Raw genomic sequence first — 12121 nt, 5'->3', positions numbered from 1 at the left:
CATTCCAGCCCGGATCACACAAGCCAATTATGCCCTTGAGAGCAAAATAGGAAGATCCTCCGGCACATCCAGATCGCGCGCCAGCCCCTCGCGCCGGATCACCCGGCAGCCCAGCCCGGCGCGCGCCGCCTCGCGCTCATGCGCGGCGCGGCTGCCCGGTCCAAAGCGCAGGGCAAGGATCGCGGGATGGGCCAGATAGAGCGCATTGGTCCCCTGCCCCGCCGTGTCGGTGGCGATCATCACCGAGACACCCATCGGCGGCGCCAGCATCACACGCAAATCCTGCGCGTCCAGCAAGGGCAGATCCGAACTGACGATCAGCACCGGCGCGCGCGCCATCCGGTCCAGTTCCAGCAAGGCCTGCGCCAGCGCCGGATTATGCCCCGCCCATGTCTCGCGCAGCGCCATCGCGCCCGCGCCGCGCGCCTGCGCCAGCGCATCCTCGTCGCGGCTGACCACCAGCACATCGGCAACCTGCTTCGCCTGCCCCAGAACATGGGCAAACAGCCGCCGCGCCAAAGCCTCGCGCGCGGCCTCATCCATCACGCCCGCCAGCCGCGACTTACCCTGCGCAAAGGGTTTGACCGGGATCAGGATGACCGGCCGCGCCATCGCCTCAATCCGCCAGCTTGCGGGCAAAGCCCAGCACTTCACGCGCCAGCCTTGCCTGATCCGCCGGGTCGCGCATCAACGTGTCGGTCGCGCAGACCACCACGCCATCAAGCGCCCCGGCATCCGCGCTGTCCACCATCAACCCGTCGATCAGCCCGGCATATTGATCCGCCACCGCGCCGGGTGTCGTGCCAAGGCCCAGTTCGCCCATGATCTTGGCCGCCGGCCCCTTGATCGCTTGCCCCGCAATAAAGGGCGAGAGCGCCACGGCAGGCACCCGCCGCCCCATCAACGCATCGCGCACCCCCGGCACCGACAGGATCGGCGCAATCGAAAGGATCGGGTTGGAAGGGCAAAAGACAATCGCCTCCAGCCCCGGATCGGCCAGAGCGGCGGCAAAACCCTGCGCCATCTGCGCCCGCTCCGCCCCGTCGAAACGGATCGCGCGGAACACCGGCGCGCATTGCCGCCGCACGAAATAATCCTGAAAGGCCAGATCGCCCTCGTCAGTCGAGATAATCGTGCGCACCGGATCATCGCTCATCGGCACGAGCCTTTGGCCAATGCCCAGCGCCGCCGTCATCCGCGCCACCACCGCCGAGAGGCTTTGCCCCCCGCGCAAAGCCTGCGTGCGCAAAACATGCGTGGCCAGATCGCGATCGCCCAGCGCAAACCATGTCTCTCCGCCCAGCTTGCCCGCCATGTCCATAAAGGCCCATGTCTCGCCGGTGACGCCCCAGCCCTTTTCGCGGTTGTTCATCCCCGCCAAGGCATAGGTGACCGAATCGATATCGGGGCAGATGGTCAGGCCCATATGTTCAAAATCATCGCCGGTGTTGACCGCGATGGTCAATTCGCCCGCAGGCAAGACCGCCGCTAGCCCCGCCGCCAGTTTGGCCCCGCCGACCCCGCCCGCTATTGCCAATATGCTCATGGGAACAGATCCATTTCCGGCGTGCGGATCAGCTCCGCCGCCTTGCCTTCACGCCGACCATAGGCCACCCCGCGCAGCAGCACGATGGGCGATCCTTCCGCCGCCTGCCCCATGGCAAGCGAAGCCGCCGCCGCCACCTCATCGGCAAGGCCCAACTCGCTGGTCGCCAGTTCGCGACCATAGAGATCGGGCGTGCCGCGCAGGTCGAGCAGCCCCGCCATGCCAGCGCAGCCGATGGCCACCCCGCATGTGCCATTGCGCCACGCCCGGCCGAAACTGTCGATGATGACCACCGCCACATCGGCGCCGGTCGCATGCCGCAATGCGCCACGGATCGCCGCCGCGCTCGCGTCGGGGTCCAGCGGGAGCAGCAGCGCCACAGGCTCCTCGCCCTGATCGACATTGGATTGATCGATCCCGGCATTGGCCAGCACAAAACCCAGCCGATGCCGCACGATCAGCACCCCGCGCCGCACCCGCATCACCCGGTCGGTTTCCGACAGGATCAGTTCGACCAGCCGCGCATCCTTGTCGCAGCGGGTGGCCAGATCCTGCGCCGCAAACGAGGGCCGGACCCCTGATAACGGGATCGCACGCCCCTCGGCCTTGGACACGATCTTTTGCGCCAGCACGATGATGTCGCCATCGCGCAAGGCCAGCCCGCCTGCGCCCAGCGCATCAAGGATCACCCGCCCCAGATCGTCGCCCGGCGCGACCAGCGGCACGCCGGGCAAGGCATGGATCGAGAGAGTAGGTGCGCCCATGGGATCTTATACACCCGTAATCCGGATGCCCGCGCCCGGCACCTTATACCGCCGGTTGAGCGCGATCAGCACCGAGGTCAGCCCCTCGGCAACAATCGAATTGCACAGGGGGCCGGCATACCATGCGCGCAGGCCGATTTCCTGCGCCAGCGCCACCACCTCATCGCCCGCCGCGCCATCATCGGCGCAGACCAGAACGTCGCATTCGATCTCTTCGTCCAGCTTGGTCAGGTGATGGGCCGAAATGTTCTGGAAGGCCGAAACCACCCGGACGCCCTCGCCCAGCATCTTCTGCACCGCCTCGACCGCCGATCCGCCCTCGGGAATATGCACCCGGCTGACCTTGGGCGGGACCAGCGGCACGGTCACGTCGATCAGGATCTTGCCCGCAAGGCCAGCGGCAACCTCCTGCACCGTGGCCTGCTGCGCGGCATAGGGCACCGCCAGCACCACAATATCGGCCGCAGCGGCGGCATCGACATTGGCCATGCCCGACACATTCTCACCGCCCAGCGTGGCATTCATCGCCGCCGCACTCTCGCCCGCGCGCTCGGCGCTGCGGCCGCCGATGATGACGCGGTGCCCCTTGTGCGCCCAGCGCAGCGCCAGCCCGCCGCCTTCCTTACCCGTGCCGCCCAGAACGGCGATGGTTGCCTTATCCTGCATGTTCAAACCTCTCTGTTTTATCATTGGCCCCCTCGCGCTTCTTGCGCGGCGGGGTCTGGATCATCGGGGTCAGCGCCTCGGCGTTCAGCCCGCGCTGGTGAGTTTCCTGCGCCACCGCGCCATAGGCGGTGCTGCGCTGCACCGGCACGCGCCCGATACTGCGAATCAAGGCTTCCATCGCCTCGGGCGGCATTTCCTGCCCATGGGCGGCGCCCGCCGCGCGGCTGATGCTTTCATTCATCAACGTGCCGCCCAGATCATTGGCGCCCGAATTGAGGCAGGCCTTCACCCCCTCCTCGCCCAGTTTCACCCAACTGGTCTGGATCGAATCGATGCGGCCGTTGAACACCAATCGCGCCACGGCATGCATCAGGCGCACCTCGCGGAAGGTCGGGCCATGGCGGGCCTGTCCCTTGATCGCCATCGGCGCCTCCATATGGATGAAGGGCAGAGGCACGAATTCGGTAAAGCCCCCGGTACGCTCCTGAAGATCGCGGATGCGGATCAGGTGGCGCGCCCAGTGATGCGGGGTTTCGACATGGCCGAACATGATCGTCGCGGTGGTCTTGAAGCCCACGCGATGCGCCGTCTCGATCACCTCCAGCCATTCGTCGGTGGTCAGCTTGTCGGGGCAGATAACATCGCGCACCTCATCGTCGAGAATCTCGGCCGCCGTGCCCGGCAGGGTATCGAGGCCAGCCTCTTTCAGCGCGCGCAGATAGCCTTCGAGCGACAGGTTCGACGCCTTGGCCCCCTGCGACACCTCCAGCGGGGAAAAGGCATGGATATGCATTTCCGGCACCGCCGCGCGGACCGCCTTGGCCAGATTGATATAGGTCTCGCCGGTGTAATGCGGATGGATACCGCCTTGCAGACAGACCTCAGTGGCCCCGCGCGCCCATGCCTCGGCGGTGCGGCGGATCACCTCGTCCATCGACAGGTCATAGGGGCGACCGCGCAAAGCCTCGGCCATATCGCCCTTGGAAAAGGCGCAGAAGCCGCATTTGAAGGTGCAGATATTGGTGTAATTGATGTTGCGGTTGACGACATAGGTGATGGCGTCCCCCTTCTTCTCCCGCCGCAGATTGTCGGCCGCCGCGCAGACATGCTCGAGATCGGCATCACGCGCGGAAAAGAGCGTGACGATGGCCTCCTCATCCAGCGCGTCGCCCGCCAGCGCCGATTGCACCGCATCGGCAATTTCGGGGGAAACCGATAGGGCGGAGGCCACCACGTCCCGCTTGGGCAGCGCCACGCCCGGCGACCACATGTCATCGCGCGCGTATCCTTGCGCATCGCCCGCCGCCATAATCGCGCGGCGCATCGCGGGCGCCTGCCAATCGGCGCCCAGCCATGCCGGATAGGCGGGCAGGCGCGCGACAAGGCTGCGCCCGGCATGCTCGGTCCCGGCGCGCAGGCGAGTGACTTCGGGCCATGGCGCTTCGGGGTTCACATGGTCGATGGTGACGGGCGAAACCCCGCCCCAATCATTGATCCCCGCCGCGATCAGGCGCGGAAAATCATCCGCCGACAGGTTGGGCGGGGCCTGAATGTTCATATCCGGCCCCAGAATCAGCCGCGCCGCCGCGATGGTCCAGAGCAGATCATCCAGATCCGGTTCGGGCGCATCGGCCATGGGGGTGCGGGCTTTGGCGCGGAAATTCTGGACGATGACTTCCTGCACATGGCCGTAACGGCGGTGCTCGGCGGCAATGGCCTCCAGCGCCTCAATCCGTTCCTCGCGCGTTTCGCCAATGCCGATCAGGATGCCGGTGGTGAAAGGCACGCGCAATTCGCCCGCCTGACGCAGCATGGCCAGCCGCGCCTCGGGCTCCTTGTCCGGGGATCGGTAATGCGGGCCGCCCTTGGCGCACAGGCGCAGGCTGAGCGATTCGAGCATCAGCCCCTGCGAAACGGACACCTCGCGCAGGGCCGCCATATCCTCGCGGCTCATCACGCCCGCATTCACATGGGGCAGCAGGCCCGTTTCATCACGCACCGCCGCGCACATCGCGATCAGGTAATCAATCGTGGTGGCATAGCCCATCCTGGCCAGCGCCTCACGCGCCGCGCTGTAACGCAGTTCCGGCTTGTCGCCCAAGGTGAACAGGGCCTCGGTGCAACCCGCCGCCGCCCCGGCCCGCGCCACGGCCAGCACATCCTCGCGGCTCATATAGGGCGATTCGCCCGGCTGGGGCGGCTGGGCAAAGGTGCAGTAATGGCACCGGTCCCGGCACAATTGCGTGAGCGGGATGAACACTTTGCGCGACCATGTCTGCACCCGCCCATGCCCCGCATCGCGCAGGGCGCAGGCCGCCGCCATCATGGCATCAAGCGGCATATCCGCATCAAAGGCGCCAGTTTTGGTCGCGCTTTCCACTGTCTCTCTCCCGTATTCTATCCGACCGGGCCAAGCGGCCCATGATCGGCAAGCCTTTTCGAATCAGCCATTTGCAATTCACTATCCGGCAAATCGACCGGGGCCGCCAGCATCGCGGTCATCACCTGCGCGAAATGTTCAAGGCCGATGTCGCCCGCCCACATCGGATGGGTCCGCGTGGGATCGGCCAAGGCCCGCGCCCGCGCCGAGAGCACCGCGCTGAGCAGCGCGCCCATGAAAACGAAACGCTGGTTGCGCATCTGCGCGCTCATCACCGGCATCAGGCGGCGCAGATGCGCCAGACACCGGCCATAGGCATGGTTCCATTCCGGCTCGATCGCCTCGATCATCAGATCGCGATGCGTCATGCCGAACAGCGTGATGAAGCGCACATAATCATCATCCGACAGCGCCGTGACCGAACCGATCAGCACATCGACCACATCGCGCAGATGGCGCGGGCCGCCGTCCGCCTCCACCGCATCGAGCGCGCTGTTGCGCAGCCGGTCCAGCTCCACCGCGCCATCCTTAATGATCGCGCGCACCAGCGTTTCCTTGGACCCGAAATGATAGCCCACCGCGCCGTGATTCTTCTGTCCTGCCGCAGCCGCAATCTCGCGCACCGTCACGCCATCGACCCCGCGTTCGGCAAACAGACGCAGCGCGATGCGCTTGATCTGCTCAGCGCCGCCCGTCCCGTTTTCCTCTGCCCGTGGTTTCTGAAGTCTGACCATGAGTGCAAAATCTCATTGCCAAGCGCCTTCGTCAAGTGCATTATCCATTTGCATTAGACGATGGTTGCACATCGCATAAGTTGAGGATGTCTCTTGTGAATTTGGGCGTAAACACCGATTCGCTGGGCGCTTGGATGCGTGCTCAAGGGCTGGGCGGCGGCGTGATCGAGGACGTCAGCACGCTGGCGGGAGGCACGCAGAATATCCTGTTGCGCTTTGCCATGGACGGGCGGACCTTCGTGTTTCGCCGCCCCCCTTTGCACCCGCGCGCCAATTCGAACGAGACGATGCGCCGCGAGGCCCGCGTGCTGCGCGCATTGGCGGGCAGCGAGGTGCCCCATCCGGCGTTGATCGCGGCCTGTGATGATGAGGAAGTACTGGGCTGTGCCTTCTATCTGATGGAGCCGGTCGATGGCTTCAACCCCATCGGACAATTGCCGGAGCCTCATGCCTCCTCGCCCGCCATGCGCCATGCGATGGGTCTGGCGCTGGTCGATGGCATTGCCGCGCTGGGGCGGGTCAATTACCGCGCCGTGGGCCTTGAAGGTTTCGGGCGACCCGAAGGTTTCCTTGATCGGCAAGTGTCGCGCTGGCGCGATCAACTGGCCTCCTATGCCGATTTTGTCGAATGGCCCGGCGCGAGCGCGCTGCCCGATGTGGGGGCGGTGGGCGCCTGGCTCGATGCGCATCGTCCGGGCGCGTTCATCCCCGGCATCATGCATGGCGACTATCATCTGGCCAATGTCATGTACCGCCGCGACAGCGCCGATCTGGCCGCGATTGTCGATTGGGAACTGGCCACGATTGGCGACCCGCTGCTCGATCTGGGCTGGGTGCTGGCGACATGGCCCGATGGAGACGGCGCGAGCACGGTGTCGGTCACGCCATGGGACGGCTTTCCCACGCCTGCTGAGCTGATCGCTCGCTATGTCGAAGGGTCGGCCCGCAATCTGTCGGCCGTCGACTGGTATCACGTTCTGGCCTGTTACAAGCTGGGCATCCTGCTTGAAGGCACCTTTGCCCGCGCCTGCGCCGGAAAGGCGCCGCGCGATGTCGGCGACCGCCTGCATGGCCGCGCCATCCACCTGTTCGAGCGCGCCGCGCGCCTCATCCGCTAAAGGGAGTTTTCCGCCCGATGAACCCACTCGATTTCACCGGCAAAAACGCGCTGGTCATTGGCGGCTCCAGCGGGATCGGCAATGGCATTGCCCGCGCGCTGTTTGACGCGGGCGCCCATGTCCATGTCTGGGGCACGCGTGCCGCCGCGACCGATTATGCGGGCGAGGAAGGATCGGACCTGTCGGGCCTCGGCTATACGCAGGTCGATGTCAGCGATCCGGCCGCGATTGCCGCCGCCCCCGCGCCCTTTGATACCATCGATATCCTGATCCATTCGCAGGGCGCGGTGCTTTACCGCCGTCAGGAATTCACCCCCGAAGGCTGGGACAAGGTGATGGCGGTCAATCTGGGCAGCGTGATGCATATTTCGCAGCGCTTCCACGCCGAACTCTCCGCCGCCAAGGGCAGCGTCATCGTCGTCAGCTCCATCGGCGCCTTTCGCGCGACGATGGGCAATCCGGCCTATGCCGCATCCAAGGCGGGCGCGGTCAATCTGGTGCGCACGCTGGCCCAGGCATGGGCGGGCGACGGCATCCGCGTCAACGGCATCGCGCCCAGTCTGGTCGACACCAAGATGACCAAGGTGACGATGGACAATGACGAGCGCCGCGAGCGCGCCTTGGCCAAGATCCCCCTGCGCCGGTTTGGCACGGTCGAGGAAATGGCGGGCGTCGCCCTGTTCCTCGCCTCGCCGCTGGCCGGCTACATCTGCGGCCAGACCATCATCGTCGATGGCGGCCTTACCCTCTAAAATCCTCACTTCGCAAAGGGTTCACCCCGATGGATTTTGAATATTCCGACAAGGTGAAGGCGCTGTCCGCGCAATTGACCACCTTCATGGACGCCTATGTCTACCCCATCGAAAAGGAGCGCGACCGCTTTCACGCCGATCCGGCCAATGCGTGGAAACGCTGGCACGGCACCGAGGGCATCAAGGCCAAGGCCAGGGATGCGGGCTTGTGGAACCTGTTCCTGCCCCATGAATATGGCGCCTTCAGCCCGGGCCTGACCAATCTGGAATATGCCCCGCTGGCCGAGATCATGGGGCGCGTGATCGGCGCTTCGGAATATTTCAACTGCGCCGCGCCGGATTCGGGCAATATGGAAGTGCTCGCCCGCTACGGCACGCCCGAGCAGCAGGAACAATGGCTGACGCCCCTGATGGCGGGCGAGATCCGCTCTTCCTATGTGATGACCGAACCGGCGGTGGCATCCTCGGACGCCACCAATATCGAAACCTCGATTGTCCGCGATGGCGATGAATATGTCATCAATGGTCGCAAGTGGTGGATCTCCAGCGCCTGCGATCCCAACACCAAGCTGTTCATCGTGCTGGGCCGCACGCCTGACGAGAGCCGCAGCAAGCATCAGCAGCATTCAATGATCCTTGTACCGCGCGACACGCCCGGCATCGAGATCGTGCGCCCTCTGGACGTGCTGGGCACCTATCATTCGCCCACCGGCCATGCCGAGGTCAGCTTTACCAATGTCCGCGTTCCGGCCGCCAATATGGTGCTGGGCGAGGGGCGCGGGTTCGAGATCGCGCAGGGCCGCCTCGGGCCGGGCCGCATCCACCATTGCATGCGCGTGATCGGACAGGCCCAGCGCGCGCTGGAATATATGGCACGCCGCGTGAATGAACGCGTCGCCTTTGGCCGCAAGCTGGCCGATCAGGGCAGCATCCGTCAGGAAGTCGCCCTCTCCTTCTGCGAGGTCGAACAGGCGCGGCTGCTTACGCTCAAGGCCGCCGATGCGATGGACCGCTATGGCAACAAGGCGGCCAAGGATCTGATCGCCGCGATCAAGATCGTTGCCCCGCGCATGGCGCAAACCGTGACCGACCGCGCGATACAGGTCCATGGCGGCATCGGCCTGTCCAAGGACTTTCCGGTGGCCAGCGCCTTTATCAACGCGCGCTATGTCCGCCTGACCGACGGCCCGGACGAGGTGCATCTGGCCCAATTGGGCAAATTGAAAATAGCCCAACTGTCCGCCCTTCCTGTCCGATAAGCCGGAGCACACCGCGATGGAAAATCAACCTCAAAACCTGAGCCGCAGTTGGTGGATGGTCGCGGTGCTGTTCCTGCTCTATGTGCAAAGCTGGGTGGACCGGCTGATCCTGTCCATGCTGGTCAGCCCGATCAAGAAGCACCTGCTGCTCACCGATGTTCAGGTCAGCATGGTGACCTCCACCTCCTTTGCGATTTTCTATGCGGTGTTTGGCCTGCCCTTGGGCTGGGCCTCGGATCGTTATTCGCGGCGGTGGATCATTTGCGGCGGGGTGATGGTCTGGGCCTGCGCCACCATCGCCTGCGGCTATGCGCAAAGCTATGAGGGATTGCTGGCCGCGCGCATTCTGGTGGGCGCGGGCGAGGCGGCTTTGCTGCCCGCCGCCTATTCGCTGATTGCGGACGCTTTCCCGCCCCATCTGCTGACGCGGGCCACATCGACCTTTCAGATGGCGGGCAAGGTCGGTTCGGCCACGGCCTTTGGCCTTGGCGGCATCGCGATTGCATGGGCCACCGCGCATAAGGGCATGACCCTGCCCTTTCACGCGGCCAGCCAGCCGTGGCAATTGGTGATGATGATGGTGGGCCTGCCCGGACTCTTGCTGGGCCTGCTGGTATTCACCTTTCCCGATCCGCCGCGCCGCCGTCTGGCCGGGGAAAACGACCAGGCCAATGCCCGCGCCGTCACGATGGACTTTATGCGCGGCAACTGGCGCCTACTGGGGCTGATGTTGATCGGCACCTCGGCGTTGGCGATCTGCGGCTATTCGATGACCAATTGGGTGCCCACCTATATCGAGCGCCATTTCGGGTGGAAGCCGGTGCAATATGGCCCCGCCCTGTCGATCATGAACATCATCTCGGCGGTCAGCCTCGTGCTGAACGGCTGGATCGTGGACAAATTGTTCGCACGCGGCATGAAGGATGCGCATCTGCGCTTCTATGGCTGGCTGATCCTGGGCCTGTTTCCGGTCATCGCCTATATGTTCTTTGCGGCCAATGTCTGGGTGTTCCTCGCCTGTTATTGCGTGGCGCAATTCATCACCGTGCCCTTTATGGTCTATGTCTCCTCGGTGATGGCGATGATCGCCCCGGCGCAGGTGCGCGCGCGGTTGCTGGCCTTCTTCCTCTTTGTTTTCACCCTGCTCGGGCTGGGCGCGGGTCCGGCGATTGTCGCCGCGCTCACGCAATATGTGTTCGGCTCCGAAGCAGCCCTTGGTTCCTCGCTGGCGGTGGTCGTGATTGGCGGCACGGTGCTGGCATGGGCCGCTTTCCGACTGGCGCTGCGCTATCTCGCGGGTGCCATTGCCGCGCGTGAGGGGCCCCATGGCTGACGCGCGATCCATTATCCGAAAGGACGCTCCATGTCGCTGACCCTTGCCGCCATTGCGGCGGACAAACGCGAGGAACTCGCGCTGGCCGATGAACGCGTAGCCTATAGCTGGAATGCGCTTGATCCGGTTTTGAACCATGCGGCGAATGCGCTTGATGGCCTGCCGTTTACCGGCGAACGCCGCGTGGCGGTCTTTGCCCAGAACGCCGCCGAAGTGGCGATCGCCTATGTCGCCTGTATCGAGGCAGGCATTTCCAGCGTTCCAGTGAGCTTTCACCTGACGGCGGCAGAGGCGGCCTATATTTTCAAGGATTCCGGCGCGATTGCCGTGCTGGTCGGCCCCGAAACGGTGGAGGCCGGGATGGCCGCCGCCGCCGAAGCGGGGATCGACACCGTGATCGGATGGCGCTGCGCCCCGCGCCCCGGTTTGATCGCATGGGAGGACTGGATCGCCGCCGCGCCCGGCACCGAGCCCGACGCCAGCCGCGCGCCCCTGCCCCATCTGCATTACACATCGGGCACCACGGGCCGCCCCAAGGCCACCGAGACACCGCCGCAATATTTCCCCCGCGTGCCCACACTTCAGGCGCTGGCCGAAACTTTGCGCGCGCGGGTCACGCCCTCGCCGGGGCTGGTGGTGGGGCCGCTTTATCACACCGGGCCTCTGGGCATGGCGCGCAACGTCTTTGCCGGGGGCAGTGTGATCGTCATGGGCCATTTCGACGCCGAGCGCGCCTTGGCCCTGATCGAACAGCACCGCATCGCCGGTTCGGTGATGGTGCCAACCCATTTCCAGCGGATGCTGGCCCTGCCCGCAGAGGTCCGCGCGCGCTATGATGTGTCGAGCATGAAGCGTCTGGCCCACACGGGTGCTGCCTGTCCGCGCGATGTGAAGAAGGCGATGATCGACTGGTTTGGCCCTGTGCTGGTCGAAGCCTATGGCGGGACAGAGGCGGGATCGACCACCTTCATCACCTCGCCCGAATGGCTGGCGCGCCCCGGATCGGTGGGCCGCGCGCTGGCTCCGTTTGAAACGGTGATCGTAGGCGATGATGGCGCGCCTCTCCCCCCGCATCAGGTCGGGCAGGTCTATTTCCGCGACACATCGGGCCATGGCATCATCTATCGCGGCGACCCGGAAAAGACCGCCGCCGCCCATATCGCGCCGGGCGTCTTTACACTGGGCGAGATGGGCTATGTCGATGAGGAAGGCTATCTTTTCATCACCGACCGGGTTTCCGACATGATCGTCTCGGGCGGGGTCAACATCTATCCCGCCGAGGCCGAGCATGTCCTCCTTACCCACCCCAAGGTGGGCGATGTCGCGGTGGTTTCGGCCCCCAATGCGGAAATGGGCGAGGAGGCGCGCGCGCTGGTCATCCCCGCCGATCCCGCCGATCCGCCAAGCGCGGAGGAACTCAACACCTTCTGCCGCGCCTCCTTGGCCGGATACAAATGCCCGCGAGGATACGAGATGGTCGATGACATCGGCCGCACCGCCATGGGCAAGGTCAACAAGAAAGCCCTGCGCGCCCGCTTCTGGCCCACAGACCGCACCATCGGAGGCTGA

11 protein-coding genes are annotated in these 12121 nt (G+C 65.1%); 5 read left to right on the top strand and 6 right to left on the bottom strand.

Annotation, left to right across the window (positions count from 1 at the left end):
• Nucleotides 1–27 precede the first annotated feature (27 nt).
• From cofC to FHW92_RS23300, 6 genes are read right to left on the bottom strand one after another with little or no spacing between them, the layout of a single operon-like run.
• Nucleotides 28–654, bottom strand: a complete 627-nt coding sequence (cofC, locus tag FHW92_RS23325) for a 2-phospho-L-lactate guanylyltransferase (protein ID WP_349237744.1) — start codon at nucleotides 652–654, stop codon at nucleotides 28–30.
• Entirely contained in the window at nucleotides 617–1546 is a 930-nt protein-coding gene (cofD, locus tag FHW92_RS23320) for a 2-phospho-L-lactate transferase (protein ID WP_168605692.1), read from the bottom strand. Before cofD ends, cofC begins: the two co-directional genes overlap by 38 nt.
• Nucleotides 1543–2310: a coenzyme F420-0:L-glutamate ligase gene (gene cofE, locus FHW92_RS23315; protein ID WP_168605691.1), complete on the bottom strand. Its 768-nt coding sequence runs from the start codon at nucleotides 2308–2310 to the stop codon at nucleotides 1543–1545. Before cofE ends, cofD begins: the two co-directional genes overlap by 4 nt.
• Before the next feature lie 6 nt (nucleotides 2311–2316).
• Nucleotides 2317–2976: an NADPH-dependent F420 reductase gene (gene npdG, locus FHW92_RS23310; protein ID WP_168605690.1), complete on the bottom strand. Its 660-nt coding sequence runs from the start codon at nucleotides 2974–2976 to the stop codon at nucleotides 2317–2319.
• Nucleotides 2966–5317: a 5-amino-6-(D-ribitylamino)uracil--L-tyrosine 4-hydroxyphenyl transferase CofH gene (gene cofH, locus FHW92_RS23305; protein WP_168605734.1), complete on the bottom strand. Its 2352-nt coding sequence runs from the start codon at nucleotides 5315–5317 to the stop codon at nucleotides 2966–2968. The genes npdG and cofH overlap by 11 nt, the downstream gene beginning before the upstream one ends.
• Nucleotides 5318–5373: 56 nt before the next feature.
• A complete protein-coding gene (locus FHW92_RS23300) occupies nucleotides 5374–6090 on the bottom strand; it encodes a TetR/AcrR family transcriptional regulator (protein ID WP_168605689.1) in 717 nt (238 codons plus the stop codon).
• Between the two features lie 86 nt (nucleotides 6091–6176).
• Here FHW92_RS23300 and FHW92_RS23295 point away from each other — a divergent pair, with 86 nt between their 5' ends.
• The 5 genes from FHW92_RS23295 to FHW92_RS23275 are packed head-to-tail and all read left to right on the top strand — an operon-like array spanning nucleotide 6177 to nucleotide 12121.
• Nucleotides 6177–7208 (top strand): phosphotransferase family protein, encoded by a 1032-nt coding sequence (locus FHW92_RS23295; RefSeq protein WP_246870388.1) that lies wholly within the window; start codon nucleotides 6177–6179, stop codon nucleotides 7206–7208.
• Between the two features lie 17 nt (nucleotides 7209–7225).
• Nucleotides 7226–7960, top strand: coding sequence for an SDR family oxidoreductase (locus tag FHW92_RS23290; protein WP_168605688.1), 735 nt, complete (start codon nucleotides 7226–7228; stop codon nucleotides 7958–7960).
• 29 nt (nucleotides 7961–7989) lie between these two features.
• On the top strand, nucleotides 7990–9219 hold the full coding sequence (locus tag FHW92_RS23285) for an acyl-CoA dehydrogenase family protein (protein ID WP_168605687.1): 1230 nt from the start codon (nucleotides 7990–7992) through the stop codon (nucleotides 9217–9219).
• 16 nt (nucleotides 9220–9235) lie between these two features.
• Complete coding sequence (locus FHW92_RS23280) at nucleotides 9236–10552, top strand: MFS transporter (protein WP_168605686.1); 1317 nt, start codon at nucleotides 9236–9238, stop codon at nucleotides 10550–10552.
• A gap of 30 nt (nucleotides 10553–10582) precedes the next feature.
• Nucleotides 10583–12121, top strand: a complete 1539-nt coding sequence (locus tag FHW92_RS23275) for an AMP-binding protein (protein WP_168605685.1) — start codon at nucleotides 10583–10585, stop codon at nucleotides 12119–12121.

Origin of the sequence: Novosphingobium sp. SG707 (assembly GCF_012275515.1) — a bacterium.
GTDB lineage: Bacteria > Pseudomonadota > Alphaproteobacteria > Sphingomonadales > Sphingomonadaceae > Novosphingobium.
Note: the sequence above shows the minus strand (reverse complement) of the source record. Positions and strands in the feature narration are given on the sequence as shown.

What these genes read in the sequence shown, in the direction of transcription:
- cofD (WP_168605692.1), bottom strand. Translation starts at nt 1,546, where the DNA reads ATGAGCATATTGGCAATAGCGGGCGGGGTCGGCGGGGCCAAACTGGCG.
- cofE (WP_168605691.1), bottom strand. Translation starts at nt 2,310, where the DNA reads ATGGGCGCACCTACTCTCTCGATCCATGCCTTGCCCGGCGTGCCGCTG.
- npdG (WP_168605690.1), bottom strand. Translation starts at nt 2,976, where the DNA reads ATGCAGGATAAGGCAACCATCGCCGTTCTGGGCGGCACGGGTAAGGAA.
- cofH (WP_168605734.1), bottom strand. Translation starts at nt 5,317, where the DNA reads ATGCCGCTTGATGCCATGATGGCGGCGGCCTGCGCCCTGCGCGATGCG.
- FHW92_RS23300 (WP_168605689.1), bottom strand. Translation starts at nt 6,090, where the DNA reads ATGGTCAGACTTCAGAAACCACGGGCAGAGGAAAACGGGACGGGCGGC.
- FHW92_RS23295 (WP_246870388.1), top strand. Translation starts at nt 6,177, where the DNA reads ATGTCTCTTGTGAATTTGGGCGTAAACACCGATTCGCTGGGCGCTTGG.
- FHW92_RS23290 (WP_168605688.1), top strand. Translation starts at nt 7,226, where the DNA reads ATGAACCCACTCGATTTCACCGGCAAAAACGCGCTGGTCATTGGCGGC.
- FHW92_RS23285 (WP_168605687.1), top strand. Translation starts at nt 7,990, where the DNA reads ATGGATTTTGAATATTCCGACAAGGTGAAGGCGCTGTCCGCGCAATTG.
- FHW92_RS23280 (WP_168605686.1), top strand. Translation starts at nt 9,236, where the DNA reads ATGGAAAATCAACCTCAAAACCTGAGCCGCAGTTGGTGGATGGTCGCG.
- FHW92_RS23275 (WP_168605685.1), top strand. Translation starts at nt 10,583, where the DNA reads ATGTCGCTGACCCTTGCCGCCATTGCGGCGGACAAACGCGAGGAACTC.